Origin of the sequence: Mesorhizobium sp. 1M-11 (genome assembly GCF_001303895.1) — a bacterium.
In the GTDB taxonomy this organism is placed as follows: domain Bacteria; phylum Pseudomonadota; class Alphaproteobacteria; order Rhizobiales; family Rhizobiaceae; genus Mesorhizobium.
Map to the genome: position 1 here is coordinate 1 of NZ_LJSD01000051.1, position 13,219 is coordinate 13,219.

General features: G+C 63.7%; 11 protein-coding genes. 2 read left to right on the top strand and 9 right to left on the bottom strand.

Annotated features, from left to right (window positions below; genetic code table 11):
• From AO692_RS20850 to AO692_RS20870, 5 genes are all read right to left on the bottom strand, one after another.
• A partial coding sequence (locus AO692_RS20850) for an ABC transporter ATP-binding protein (RefSeq protein ID WP_054311976.1) occupies positions 1-771 on the bottom strand: 771 nt, incomplete at its 3' end.
• Positions 768-1,589: an ABC transporter permease gene (locus tag AO692_RS20855; RefSeq protein WP_054311977.1), complete on the bottom strand. Its 822-nt coding sequence runs from the start codon at positions 1,587-1,589 to the stop codon at positions 768-770. The genes AO692_RS20850 and AO692_RS20855, both read right to left, overlap by 4 nt.
• Before the next feature lie 3 nt (positions 1,590-1,592).
• The gene (locus tag AO692_RS20860) at positions 1,593-2,528 is read right to left on the bottom strand and encodes an ABC transporter permease (protein ID WP_054312399.1); all 936 of its coding nucleotides are present in this window, start codon (positions 2,526-2,528) and stop codon (positions 1,593-1,595) included.
• A gap of 86 nt (positions 2,529-2,614) precedes the next feature.
• The gene (locus AO692_RS20865; RefSeq protein WP_054311978.1) at positions 2,615-4,207 is read right to left on the bottom strand and encodes an ABC transporter substrate-binding protein; all 1,593 of its coding nucleotides are present in this window, start codon (positions 4,205-4,207) and stop codon (positions 2,615-2,617) included.
• Positions 4,208-4,268: 61 nt separating this feature from the next.
• Positions 4,269-5,888, bottom strand: coding sequence for an amidohydrolase (locus AO692_RS20870; RefSeq protein WP_054311979.1), 1,620 nt, complete (start codon positions 5,886-5,888; stop codon positions 4,269-4,271).
• 250 nt (positions 5,889-6,138) lie between these two features.
• Between AO692_RS20870 and AO692_RS20875 the strand changes: the two genes are divergently transcribed.
• On the top strand, positions 6,139-7,086 hold the full coding sequence (locus AO692_RS20875) for a LysR family transcriptional regulator (protein WP_054311980.1): 948 nt from the start codon (positions 6,139-6,141) through the stop codon (positions 7,084-7,086).
• A gap of 30 nt (positions 7,087-7,116) precedes the next feature.
• Here the strand turns inward: AO692_RS20875 and AO692_RS20880 are convergent, their stop codons facing one another.
• The 3 genes from AO692_RS20880 to AO692_RS20890 all read right to left on the bottom strand — a co-directional run bounded on the left by AO692_RS20880 (position 7,117) and on the right by AO692_RS20890 (position 9,931).
• The gene (locus AO692_RS20880) at positions 7,117-8,118 is read right to left on the bottom strand and encodes an inorganic phosphate transporter (protein ID WP_054311981.1); all 1,002 of its coding nucleotides are present in this window, start codon (positions 8,116-8,118) and stop codon (positions 7,117-7,119) included.
• A 5-nt stretch (positions 8,119-8,123) separates the two neighbouring features.
• Positions 8,124-8,765 carry a DUF47 domain-containing protein gene (locus AO692_RS20885; RefSeq protein ID WP_054311982.1) on the bottom strand — a complete coding sequence of 214 codons (642 nt, stop codon included), beginning with the start codon at positions 8,763-8,765 and terminating at the stop codon, positions 8,124-8,126.
• Between the two features lie 179 nt (positions 8,766-8,944).
• Entirely contained in the window at positions 8,945-9,931 is a 987-nt protein-coding gene (locus tag AO692_RS20890; RefSeq protein WP_054311983.1) for a methyltransferase, read from the bottom strand.
• Positions 9,932-10,761: 830 nt separating this feature from the next.
• Here AO692_RS20890 and AO692_RS20895 point away from each other — a divergent pair.
• A complete protein-coding gene (locus AO692_RS20895; RefSeq protein ID WP_054311984.1) occupies positions 10,762-11,994 on the top strand; it encodes a calcium-binding protein in 1,233 nt (410 codons plus the stop codon).
• 38 nt (positions 11,995-12,032) lie between these two features.
• Here the strand turns inward: AO692_RS20895 and AO692_RS20900 are convergent, their stop codons facing one another.
• Complete coding sequence (locus AO692_RS20900; RefSeq protein ID WP_054311985.1) at positions 12,033-12,692, bottom strand: hypothetical protein; 660 nt, start codon at positions 12,690-12,692, stop codon at positions 12,033-12,035.
• Between the last annotated feature and the right edge of the window lie 527 nt (positions 12,693-13,219).

The following is a 13,219-nucleotide window of genomic DNA, read 5'->3' on the forward strand; positions in this document are numbered from 1 at the left end:
GAGCAGGCCGCGGGTGTAGGGATGCAGCGGCTTTTCGAACAAGGCCCGGGTGTCCTGCTCCTCGACCAGCCGGCCCTGATCCATGACCCCGACACGCCGGCACATATTGGCGATCACGCCGAGATCGTGACTGACCAGCAGCACGGCCGTTCCCTCGGCTTTGCAAAGCTCGGCGATCAGTTCCAGGATGCCCGCCTGCACCGTCACGTCGAGCGCGGTGGTGGGCTCGTCGGCAATCAGCAGGTCGGGCCGGCAGGCCAGCGCGATCGCGATCATGACGCGCTGGCGCATGCCTCCCGACAGTTGATGCGGATAGGACCGGGCGCGTTCCTCCGGTGACGGGACGCGAACGCTTTCCAGTGCCTCGACGGCCTTGCGGCGCGCCTCGGACCACCCAAGGCCGCTGTGGATGACGAACATTTCTGCGATCTGCCGGCCGATCGTCACCAGCGGGTTGAGGGCCGTCATCGGCTCCTGGAACACCATGGCCATGCGCTCGCCGCGCAGCCGGCGCCTGGCGCGGCTGCCAAGCTTCAGGACATCCTGGCCCTGGAAGACGATCGAGCCGCCGGTCACTTGCAGCGGACGCTTCAGCAGCCCCATCACCGATAGGCCGGTGATGCTTTTGCCGGAGCCGGATTCCCCGACAAGCCCGTAGGTTTCGCCCGGCAGGATGTCGAAGGACACGTCGTGCAGGAGTTCATTGCGCCTGCCGACGCCGATGCGCAGGTTGCGGACGGACAGGACCGGATCGGGAAGAGCGCTGCTCATGTCCTGCGGGTCCTCATATGGGGATCGAGCATGTCGCGCAGCCCGTCGCCAAGCAGATTGAAGCCAAGCACGGTGATGAAGATGGCGAGGCCGGGGAAGATCGCGGCCCAGGGCGCGCTGCGCAACAGTTCGCGCGCGTCGGTCAGCATGTTGCCCCAGCTCGGCTGCGGCGGACGGATACCGACCCCCAGGAAGGACAGCGCCGCTTCCGACAGGACCGCCCCGCCGATGCCGAGCGTGGCGATGACCAGGACCGGGCCGAGGATGTTCGGCAGGATCTGCGTGCGCATGATGTTGGCGTCGCCGAAGCCCGCCGTCCTGGCGGCCTGCACGAAGCCCTGGTTCCTGAGCGACAAGGTCGAACCGCGGGCGATGCGGCAGGTCCAGGACCAGTTGGTCAGGCCGAGCGCGATGAGAAGGCTGGGCAGGCCCGGCCCCAGCACCGCCATGATGGCGAGTGCGAAGACCAGGGACGGGATCGCCAGCATGACATTGGTCAGCCCGTTGACCAGGTCGTCCCACCAGCCGCCGAAATAGCCGGCCGAAACGCCGAGCGCCGTGCCGATGACAGAGTTGATCAGCTGCGAGACGAGACCGACGGTCAGGGATACCCTTGCGCCATAAAGCACACGCGAAAGGACGTCGCGGCCCTGCCCGTCCGTGCCCAGCCAATGCTCCCAGCTCGGCGGCATTTCGGAGTTCATCAAATCCGCGTCGATGATCGGATCGTAGGGCGCGATCCACCCGGCGCAGATCGCGGCGACGACCACGAGCAGCACCAGCGCGAGGCCAAAGGCGAAGTTGAAGCGCAGCCGCATCGATCAACTCACCTTGATGCGCGGGTCGATCGCCGCATAGGCGATATCGACCAGCATGTTGATGACCAGGAACCACAGGACGATCACGATGACCGTACCCTGCACGACAGGGATGTCGCGCGCCGACACGCTGTCGACCAGCAGCGATCCGATCCCCGGCCAGGAGAACAGCTTCTCGATCACGATCGCCTGGCCCATCAGCGAACCGACCTGGAGGCCGAGCGTGGTCAGGATCAGCACCAGCACGTTGCGGGTGACGTGGCTGCGCACCAGGCGCGGTTCGGACAGCCCCTTGGCGCGCGCGGTGCGGATGAAATCGGCGTTCATCACATCGAGCACGCCGGCACGGGTGGTCCGCGCCAGCAGCGCCATGGGCGACACGCCGAGCGCGATGGCGGGCAGGATGATGTGTCTGAAGCTGCCGGCCTGATAGCCGAAGCTCGGCAGCAGGCCGAGCTCCAGCGCAAAGACATACATCAGCAGCAGGCCGAACCAGAATTCGGGAAGCGACAGGCCGGAAACCGCCACCATCATCGTGCCGGTGTCGAACACGCTGCCGGGCTTCAGCGCCGCGAGGAACCCCAGCGGAATGCCGACCGCGGCAGCAAAGCACATCGCAGCCAGCGCCAGCTTGACCGAGGGCCAGAGCCGCGGCTCGATCACGTTCCACACCGGCTCGCGGGTGCGGTAGGAAATGCCGAGGTCGAAATGCCCGAGGTTCCACAGATAGTCCCACAGGCGCACCGGCAGGGGTTTGTCCAGGCCGAACTGCGCGTTCAGATGCGCCATCACGTCGGCATTGGTGGCATTGCGCCCTTCCGCCATCAGGCTCGATATGAAGCTGCCCGGAATGACGGAGAAGATCACGAAGATGATCACGACGACCGCCAGCAGGGTCGGGATCATCTGCAATGTGCGGCGAAGGATGAAGCGCAACATCTGCGGGCTCGGCCTTTCGTTCGGCGGTCGCAAGGCATCGCGTGCGACCGGCGCAACCGATCCCACGCGATGGCCGTCTCAGCTCGCTATTTGCGCGATGCCGGCGCCTTGTCGTCGATCCAGATGTCTTCGTAGTCCTGGATCGCCAGTTCCATGGCGTTCGCCTTCAACCCGTGCACCCATGGCTGGTAGGCCATGACGGCCTTGTTGTAGTTGAAGAACCAGACCGGCGCTTCTTCCTGCAGCAGGTTGTTGGCCTGCTTCAGGAGATCGCTCTGCTTGGCCGGATCGGTTTCGTTGCCCGCCTGTTCGATGAGCTTGTCGAAGTCGGCGTTGGAGAACTTGACGTAGTTGCAGGCGGTCTGCGAGGTCTTCGAATAGAAGCAGTTGAGATATTTCAGCGGGTCCGGACCCGACGAGTTCGACCAGATGAAGGTTTCGAAATTGTCGGACAGGATCTTGTCCGACAGGACCGAGCTTTCCACCGGATCCGTCGTGACCTCGACGCCGACCTTGGCAAGCATCGGAATGATCGCCTCGACGATCGGCACGCCCCAGCTTTCATTGGAAGTCGCGGTGACCGAGAACTTCAGGCCGGTCTCGAAGCCGGCTTCCTTCAGCAGCGCCTTGGCCTTTTCCGGATCATAGGCATAGGGCTTGGCGTTCTTGTCGAAAGCGGGCGACGAGATCGGCAGCCAGGAAACCGCCGGATAGGCCTTGTTCTTCAGCAGCTTGGTGACGATCACGTCCTTGTTGATCGCGTAGTTGATCGCCTGCCGGACACGCTTGTCCTGGAACGCCTTGACCTTCGGGTTGAAGCCGATGTTGCGGGTATAGACCTCGGCCACTTCGAGGATGTGATCCTTGAGTGCCGGATCCTGATTGTAGGCGTCGTACTGCACCGGGCCCAGGATGTTGGCGTCGATCTCGCCGTTGCGGAAAGCGACGTCGCGGGCCGAGGCTTCGCCCATCAGCATGATGTCGAGCTTGTCGAGATGCGGCTTGCCCTTCTCGTAGTAGCCGTCGAACTTGGCCAGCTCGACCTTGGAGCCGGGAACGTAGTTCGCCAGCTTGAACGGGCCGAGGCCGTTCGGCTTGGAGGCAAGCTGGTCTTCCGGATAGTCCTTGGAATAGATCGGCGCATAGTTCGACATCAGGTTCCAGCCCGGATCGGCCAGATTGACGACGGTGATCTCGACGGTCCTGTCGTCGATCTTCTTCACCCCGGAAATATGGTCGGCCTTGCCGGCCTGGAATTCGGCGACGCCGGCGATCTGCAGCATCTGCTCGGCGCCCGGCAGCGCCTTCTTGGGATCGGCCAGGCGGTTGTAGGACCAGACCACGTCATCGGCGTCGAGCTTGTCGCCATTGTGGAAGGTCGCTTCCCTCAGCTTGTAGGTATAGGTCTTGCCATCGTCCGACTTCGTGAAGGATTCTGCGAGGTCGAGCTCGGGCTTGCCGCTTTCCGGGTTCCATTTGTAGAGCGAGCGGTTGATCGCTTTGGCCACGATCTCGTCTTGCGTATGCGGTGTGGCGGTGATGTCGAGCGACGTGATGGAGTTCCCGTAAGCCGCGGTGAACACCAGTTTCCCGCCATCCTTCGGGGTGGCATCCTGCGCCAGCGCGGCGCTGGCCGTTCCAAGCGCAAGCGCTGCGATAAAGCCAAGTCTGGTCAACATCCCTCAGTTCCTCCCTGGGTGTTTCTCTCTCGTTGCTGACTTCCTGTGGAAATCCCCTGTCTCAGCTTCGTTGGTGGACGATGCGCCCATTCAGAATTGTCATCTCGCAGCGCGTTTCGCGCAGGATCTTTTCCGGCGCCGCCGTCAGAAGGTCGTTGGAGAAGACGGCGATGTCGGCGAGCATGCCAGGCTCCAGCCGGCCCTTCACGGTTTCCGCGCCCTGCGAGTAGGCGCCATGTTCGGTATAGGCGCGCAACGCCTGTTCGGGCGTCAGCATCTCGGACGCGTCCATGACCGTGCCCTTGTGCGTCCTGCGCGTCAGCATCGCGTAGAGGTCGGGGAAGGGATTGGGCGAACAGACAGGCGAGTCGCTGCCGGTGGACGGCTTCATGCCCAGGCGGTCCCAGGTCGCGATCGGATAGGAGCGCAGGCCGCGCTCCGGCCCGAGAACCGAGACGTAGGCGTCGCCGAAATCGTAGATGAAGGCCTGCTGCGGCGCGGGCAGGATGCCTGCCTGCAGCATCCGCCGGTTGATGTCATCGTCGACATAGCCGCAATGCTCGATGCGGTGCCGGTGGCCGTGACCCGGATCGGCGGCGCGCACGCGCTCATAGGCGCGCACGAGCTGGTCGATCGCGGCGTCGCCGATGCCGTGGCAGACCATGGTGTAGCCCATGGCGGTGTAGCGGTCGACCAGTTCGAACAGTTGCGCGTCCGGCAGCATCCGGACGCCGAAATTGTCAGGCTGGCCGACATAGGGCCGGCGCATCCAGGCCGTGCGTCCGCCGGCCGAACCATCGGTGAACACCTTCACGCCGCCGATGCGGAACATGTCGCTGCCGACGCCGGTGACGAGGCCGGCGGCATGGCACGGCTCGACGATGGACGAGCCGGGGTCGCCCAGAAGCGTCGCCCAGACCCGCACCGGCAGCCGGCCGCCATGTTCGGCCTGCCGGTAGGCCTCGATCTCGGTCATGCCGTCGACCTGGCCGACAGCCGCGTCCATGCAGGAGGTGATGCCGAACTGCAAAAGATGACGGCCGCCCGCCTCGATGGCATCGACGATCTCGGCGAGCGACGGCGTCGGCTGGATGTCGTAGACGAGGTTCTGCGCATTCTCGGCCAGCATGCCGGTGAGCGCACCGCCCTCGCGCCCGATCAGGCCGCCGTCGGGATCGGGCGTGCCGATGTCTATCCCCGCCAGCGCCAGCGCACGTGAGTTCACGACCGTGACATGGCCGCAGGCGCGGGTGACCGAAACCGGGTGATCCGGCAGCGCTGCATCCAGTTCCTTGGCGCTCGGCATCAATCCGTCGGGATAGCGGGTCTGGTCGAAGCCGCGCGCCATGACCCATTTTCCCCTGGGCGTTTCGGCGGCACGCGCCTGCAAGGCGGCCATCAGGGCGCCGCGGGTCGGAGCGGCGTCCGGTGTCGCGTCGACCTTGCCGCGCAGCAGCCCGGTCGAGATCAGATGCAGATGCGCATCGTTCAGACCCGGCATCGCAAAACGCCCGGCCAGGTCCACGACCTTGGTACCCGATCCGGCCAGGGCCTTGATATCAGAGTTGGAGCCGCAGGCCAGGACCCTGTTGCCCGCGATCGCGATCGCCTCCACGACCGGATTTCCGTATCCGGTCCAGATCTTGCCGCCATGCAGAACGAGATCGGCCTGGGAATTCATGCTGCTTTTTCTTCTCCCCCCGGCGCTCATGAAGCGTCGCCGATTCCGAATGGTGCGCGGTACGTTCCTTCGCTGGCAGCGATAGGGTTTCGCCTGGCACTCGATTTGCTTTCGACTGACAGGTTGCGGTGTCAACGGTGACATGGCCAATTCGGTTTTCGCAATCACAAATGCAAAAATTGCATAAGGTTGCAATTGTGATGGAACGCCCAGGCGTTCGACGGCAGTTGGCCGCATCGGAGGACGCCGCGTGGAAATCAAATGGCTCGAGGATTTTGTGACGCTTGCGGAAACATCGAGCTTTTCGCGCGCGGCCGAGATCCGCAACGTCACCCAGCCCGCTTTCAGCCGGCGGATCAAGCAACTCGAGACCTGGATCGGAGCCCCGCTCATCAGTCGCGCCACCTTGCCCGCGGAACTCACGCCGGCAGGCCGCAACTTTCTTCCCATGGCCCAGGATGCGATCCGAAGGTTCTATTCGGTGCGCGAAACGCTGCGGCCGCCATCGGCGCAGGGGCTCGTGCGCTTCGCAGCGCTTCACACCTTGACCATCACCTTCTTTCCGATCTGGCTGCGGGAACTGCAGGGCGACAACCGCATGTTCGGCACGTCGTTCATCGCCGACAGGGGCGGCATCGAGGCGAACCTTGCCGCGTTGACCGACGGCGAAGCGGACTTCTTCCTGACCTACGCGCATCATGAGGTGCCGTTTCACCTCGACCGCGACAAGTTTTCCTCTGTGACGATCGGATCGGACCGGCTCATCCCCGTCGCCGCGCCGGAGCTGCGTCTCGACAGGTCGCCGGTGCCTGCACGAGGCATCCTCGACAAGGTGGACACGACAAAGCGCACCTTGCCCTATCTGGGCTACGGCTACAGCTCCTTCTTCGGCGTCGCCCTCGGCAGCATCTTTTCCAGGCGCTCGCCGTTCCGGCGCCAGACCGTGCATGAAAGCACGATCAGCGCAGGCCTCAAGGAATTGGCACTGACCGGTGTCGGCATCTGCTGGCTGCCGGAAAGTCTCGTCGAGAAAGACATCTCCAGCGGCGGCCTTGTCGCCTGTTCAAGCGATCGCTCATGGATGCTCGACCTCGAGATCCGATTGTACCGCAGCTCGGAGAAATCGAGCGGCGCGACGATGGAAGCAATCTGGCAATCGTCGCAGGCGCTGGCGGCGAAACGTCTCGGCGCTTCTTGAGGTGGCAACCGGATGCGTCGGTGAACCGCTCTAGAACAGGCTGAGGGCCAGATAGGTCAGGCCGGAGATCGCCGCGGTGGCGGGCAGTGTCACGACCCAGGCGACGACGATGTTGCCGGCGATGCCCCAGCGCACGGCCGAGACGCGGCGTGCGGCGCCCACGCCGATGATCGCGCCGGTGATGGTGTGCGTGGTCGAGACCGGGATGCCCAGCCAGGTCGCCGCGAACAGGGTGATGGCGCCGCCGGTTTCGGCGCAGAAGCCCTGCATGGGATTGAGCCGGGTGATCTTGGAACCCATCGTGTGCACGATGCGCCAGCCGCCGAACAGCGTGCCGATGGCCAGCGCGCTCTGACAGGTGATGACCACCCAGAACGGCACATAGAAAGTGTCGCCCAGCATGCCTTGCGAATAGAGCAGCACCGCGATGATGCCCATGGTCTTCTGCGCGTCGTTGCCGCCATGGCCAAGCGAATAGAGAGAGGCCGAGAAGAACTGCAGCACGCGAAAGGAGCTGTCGACGGCGAAGGGCGTCTGCCGCACGAACGTCCAGGACACGATCAGCACCAGAACGAGCGCCAGCACGAAGCCGGTGAGCGGAGAGAGCACGATGGCGGCGACCGTCTTCAAAAGCCCGCTCCAGACGATGGCGCTGAAGCCCGTCTTGGCGAGGCCCGCGCCGACCAGCCCGCCGATCAGCGCATGCGAGGAGCTGGACGGAATGCCGGCGAGCCAGGTGACGATGTTCCACACGATCGCGCCAGTCAGGGCCGCGAAGATGACGCCCGGCGTGACGATGTCGGCATCGACGATGCCTTTGCCGATGGTCTCGGCGACATGCAGGCCGAAGACCGTGAAGGCTATGAAGTTGAAGAAGGCGGCCCACAGTACGGCGTATTGCGGCCGCAGCACCCGGGTCGAAACGATCGTGGCGATCGAGTTCGCGGCATCGTGCAGGCCGTTCAGGAAATCGAAGAACAGCGCGACGCCGATCAGCGCGACCAGGATCGGAAAGGCGATGGTGGGATCCATGCTGGTCAGACGTTCTCGATGACGATGCCGCTGATCTCGTTGGCGACGTCCTCGAAACGGTCGACGACCTTCTCGAGCTGCCCGTAGATCTCGGAGCCGATCATGTAGGCCATCGGATCGGACTTGCCGTGCCGGCGGAAGAGATCCTTGAGGCCCTGCTCATGCAGGTCGTCGGCGCGGCCCTCGACGCGCATCACCTGCTCGGCGATGGCGTTGAGCTGCGTCGCATGCGTGCCGATCTTGTTCAGCAGCGGGATCGCCTCCGCGACCAGCTTCGCCGCCTCCACGATGACGACGCCCATCTCCTGCATCAGCGGGTCGAATTCGCGCTTCTCGAACAGCTTCACCGTCTTGACGGTCTTGTGCATCATGTCGATGGCATCATCCATCGACTGGATCAGGTCCTTGATGTCGCCGCGGTCGAACGGCGTGATGAAGGAGCGGCGCACCGCCAGCAGCACTTCGGCGGTGATCGCGTCGGCCTGGTTCTCGAGAGCGACGATCTCCCTGCACCAGCGCTCGACATCGTTGCCCGACAGAAGCTGCTGCAAGGCTTCCGCACCGCCGACGACGGTCTGGGAATGCTGTTCGAAAAGATCGAAGAAACGATCTTCGCGCGGCAGCAGCCGCCTGAACCAGCCCAACATGATTTCTCTCCGCATCGTCTGAACGCCGGCAAACGCAATAGCGCCATTATGCCGGATAACGCAAACAGATAGCCGGCTTTTGAACACCGATCATTTTCTGCTTATGCGGGATCATCGCGTTCGCCGGGCTCGGGAACGCAGGCGAAGGTGCAGCTCTCCAGCACGAGCTTCGGCCAAGATCAGCCCGCGAGGCGCGCACGAAACAACGTGCCGCCGTCCTTCATGCGCGACCTGGTGATGCCCCGGAATCCAGCCTCGGTCATCCATGCGCGATACTGACCCTCGGTGTAGGATTCGCCGTGGCGATAGAGGTTCAGGAAGGTGAGGTTGAGAAAGACACCCTCAGGCGGGCCGAGGCGGTCGTCATCGATGACACCCGATCCCGCAATCGCGATCTCACCTCCCGGTGTGAGGCACCGCGCCGCGTTCAGGATCGCGCTGCGCGCCTGATCCGGCGGCAGGACCTGGACGACGGCTTTCAGGATCGCCAGATCGTGCCGGCCAACCGATGGCGCGACGGTTATGTCGCCCTCTTCGACCACCACGTCGCCGGCACCGTATTCCGACAGGATAGCTGGCGCTACCGCCGCGACCGTCGGAAGTTCCATCAGCGTCGCCACAATCTGCGGCCGCCGCTCGCGAAGTCCGACGAGAATGGTCCCGGGTCCCCCGCCGATGTCGATTACCGAACCGATCGCCGAGAGGTCTATTTCCTCGGCCAAATTTCGGCCGAAAATCAACCCGCCCGGCGCGAGTCTGCGGCCGAAGGCGGCCGCCGCCTCGGGCCCCGCTTCGGAAAAATCGTGCAGCGCAGCCGGCTGGTTCCGCCGCAGCGACTCCGCGGTCAGGAGGTCGGCTGCCCAGAGCTCGCGCAGGAGCGCATGATCGCCGCCGCGATAGGCCGGCTTCGAAGCGTCGAGGAAAGCCGATGCTTCGGCTCCGTTGCGAAATCGACCGTCCCTGACTTCGAGAAGACCGATGCTGGCGAGCGCGTAGAGGAGCCGCGACAGACGATCGGGCTCGACTTCGAGCGCGGCCCCGAGGCTGTCAGCGGTCGCGGCGCCGCCACCGAGCCGGGTGAAAATGCCGAGATCCAACCCGGCGCGAAGTGCCAGGGCAGCGGGTACCGCTGCGATCAGCCTGTCGATCCGATCAGGATCCACCATGTCACATCCCTTTCCGCAGTCCAGGACCGATTTTGAAGCAACTCTGAAGATCGAATTCAACGACGATTTGCTCACCCATCGCGGCGATGAGCCATCAGCATCCTTTACGGCGTCTGAATGCCGGCAAAGGAAGTAGCGCCATTCCGCCGAAGCAACAGATGGCCGGCTTTTGAACATCCTTTGCCATCCAGGGCGATTGCGTATGGCCGTGGTGGAGCCGTTCTGATCAGCGTTCCGGAATGGATCCCCGACACTCTCCAGTCGCTTCGCTCCTCGCGAGGTCGAGGATGACGGAGTTCCTATGTCTCACGCCAATCGCCAACGCTGTTGCGGCCATCACCGTTGGAGATCAGCTACGGTGCTTCCACCTTTGTCATCCTGGGCACGCCCCGGTTGCTTCGTTCCTACGAGGCCGGAGACGAGGATGTTTCCAGTTCGCTTGGATTTATCATCAGCGCAGATGTCGGGTGGCGACGGTTGCGGTTAGCGCGGATCGCCAATACAGCCCGTCATCCTCGACCTCGTGAGCGACCGAAGGAGCGGAGAGTGTCGGGGATCCATTCCGGAACGCTGATGAAGGCACGGCGGTCCAGACCCGCTTAAAGTCGCGCCGGGCGGCTTATGCGACTGCCTTGTGCTGCCGCCAGCAAACCGCCGGTATTCACAGCGGGTCACAAAATGGTCAAGTTCCGTATGTCACCATGAGCGACGATACTGAAGGGGCGCGAAAGCGCTCTGGCGGTCCATGGGGACGGTAACTGGTCCGCGCAAGTGTCGGGCGGCGCAGCCGCTTCAGGGCTATGGGGCTTATCAAGGAGATGAGATCCACCATGGCTTATATTCCCGGTACTGAAAAAGACGATCAGCTCTACGGCACAAGCGGCCGCGACCAGATACTCGGCTTCGGCGGCAACGACCGCCTGTTCGGTTTCGGCGGTGACGACGTCATCCAGGGCGGTGCCGGCGACGACCGGATCGAGGGCAATGAAGGCAATGACGGCCTGTGGGGCGATGCCGGACGCGATGAGCTTTATGGCGGCGACGGCGACGATACGCTGCATGGAGGTCTTGGCGGTGACTTCTTCCACGGCGGCGCCGGTATCGACACGGTGAGTTACGCCGACGCCCCAGGCTATATTTCGCTCTACCTTAGTACAGATGGTACAGGGCAGGGTTTTGGCGACCCGCAATATTATCCCGGTATGGGGGCTCGCGATTCCTATTTCGACATCGAGAATGTCGACGGTTCGGCCTTCGATGATGGGATGATCGGAAGCTATGCAGACAATGTGCTGCGCGGTGGCGGCGGCAACGACTATCTGATGGGCGAAGTCGGCAACGACACGCTCGAAGGCGGCACCGGGCGTGACCAGCTCTATGGCGGCGACGGCAATGATATCCTCGACGGCGGCGCCGGCGGCGACAAGTTGTGGGGCGGCACCGGCAACGACACCTATACCATCGACAGCATAGAGGACCGGGTCGACGAAGCCCCCGATGGCGGCATCCCTCCGGACGGCATCGACACGGTGAAGTCGAGCTATTCCGTCTCGCTCTCGAACACGACGATCTTCAAGGGCGACATCGAGAACCTGACATTGACCGGCAGCGGCAATCTCAACGGCAGCGGCAATGATCTCGACAACATCGTGACCGGCAACACCGGAGCCAACAGGCTGGACGGCCGCGCCGGCGACGACACGCTTGCCGGCGGCTTCGGCAACGACACGCTGGTGGGAGGCGACGGCAACGACACCTTCCTGTTCAACACGGCCCTCAACCCCAACAGCAATGTCGACAGGATCGCCGACTTCTCGGTTGCCGACGACACGATCCAGCTGGACAACGCCGTGTTCACGGCGCTGACCACGCCCGGCACGCTCGACGCCGCCGCCTTCTACATCGGCACGGCGGCGCATGATGCCAACGACCGCGTCATCTACGACCCGACAACCGGCCACCTCACCTACGATGCGAACGGCGATGCCGCAGGCGGGTTCACCGACTTCGCCGTGCTCGAAGCGGGTCTCGCGCTGACCAATTCGGACTTCATCGTGGTGTGACCGAACGGCGCCGGCGCGTTCGCCGCGCCGGCGTCCTCTCACCCTGGCAGCATGTGATCCGCCACGCTGTAGCTGTGGCTCGCCTGATAGGCGTTCCGCCCGCGGTTCATGTGCGTGAGGTTGAACGTGCGGATGGCGCGCAGCGCGCGGGGGTTGGCGAGGAACTTGCGGATCGAGACGGAGCCGCGCACCCTGACGCCGAACATGTCGGCACCGCTCGGCACGAACCAGCTGACGTCTTCCGGCGTCGCGACGCTCTGCTCGAGAAAGGCTTCGTCCACCAGGCCGGGCGTAGCAGACCCATCCGTGGTGAAATCCGAGAGATGCAGGATGAACCTGGCGCGGACATCCTCGCCATCGGCATAAAGCGTGAAAAGCTCCATCCAGCTTGCATTGACGCGCGTGAGCGGCTTGTCCGAGGTCGACGGCAGGCACGACACCGACCAGTAGAAACGCTCGGTCCGGCGTGGGATCGGAATGCAGGTCGGACCGTAGAGGCCGAGGATTGCCAGCACTTCCTTTCCCTGCGGGCGGGAAAGCAGCTTCTCGAACCGGGCGGCATATCTGAAGCGGTGTTCCACGGATTCCGAGCGCTCGTCGGCGTCCGTCAGCTCGGCCCTGCCCTCTATCCACGCGCGCTGCTGCTCGAGATCGAGGAATTGCCGCAGACCGGTGGGTGTCTTGGGCGCCCTGCGCATTCGTGTGCCCGTCACCAGCCGGCTCCTGTTCTCGTTTCCGCGTCTCCGTTTTCACGGAAACGCTCTAACTCTTTGTTTTCACGCAATTCCAGGAAAACCGTTACACGCTTTTCCTGGAATTGCGCTGGGGCGAATCCAAGCATCGCGCAGCCTGCGGACGATACATCGTCTCCCGCGCCTTCGCCTCACCTGTCGTCGGGAATGCACAATCAAGAGCGAAGGTGGAAGCCGCCCACGGCACGCTATATCTGCCGGTGACCATGCAGCGGGAACTCTGTCGTTGAGACCGCAGATGGAGCAGCCTCGCGGAGGCGGAGCCATTCCCGTCAATGTTCCGGAATGGATCCCCGACACTCTCCGGTCGCTTCGCTCCCTGCGAGGTCGAGGATGACGAGGGGATAAGCGTCTCGGGCTAATTTCCAACGTTGGGGATGACGCTGTCGTCGGCAGCAATGCGCCGCTTGCGCTTGGCGATGACATCGACATTCGCTACCGGCGCAGACATGGAACTCCGTCATCCTCGACCT

Excerpts from the sequence above, each read along its gene's own strand:
- AO692_RS20885 (WP_054311982.1), bottom strand. The coding sequence starts at position 8,765 with ATGTTGGGCTGGTTCAGGCGGCTGCTGCCGCGCGAAGATCGTTTCTTC.
- AO692_RS20855 (WP_054311977.1), bottom strand. The coding sequence starts at position 1,589 with ATGCGGCTGCGCTTCAACTTCGCCTTTGGCCTCGCGCTGGTGCTGCTC.
- AO692_RS20860 (WP_054312399.1), bottom strand. The coding sequence starts at position 2,528 with ATGTTGCGCTTCATCCTTCGCCGCACATTGCAGATGATCCCGACCCTG.
- AO692_RS20895 (WP_054311984.1), top strand. The coding sequence starts at position 10,762 with ATGGCTTATATTCCCGGTACTGAAAAAGACGATCAGCTCTACGGCACA.
- AO692_RS20890 (WP_054311983.1), bottom strand. The coding sequence starts at position 9,931 with ATGGTGGATCCTGATCGGATCGACAGGCTGATCGCAGCGGTACCCGCT.
- AO692_RS20865 (WP_054311978.1), bottom strand. The coding sequence starts at position 4,207 with ATGTTGACCAGACTTGGCTTTATCGCAGCGCTTGCGCTTGGAACGGCC.
- AO692_RS20870 (WP_054311979.1), bottom strand. The coding sequence starts at position 5,888 with ATGAATTCCCAGGCCGATCTCGTTCTGCATGGCGGCAAGATCTGGACC.
- AO692_RS20900 (WP_054311985.1), bottom strand. The coding sequence starts at position 12,692 with ATGCGCAGGGCGCCCAAGACACCCACCGGTCTGCGGCAATTCCTCGAT.
- AO692_RS20880 (WP_054311981.1), bottom strand. The coding sequence starts at position 8,118 with ATGGATCCCACCATCGCCTTTCCGATCCTGGTCGCGCTGATCGGCGTC.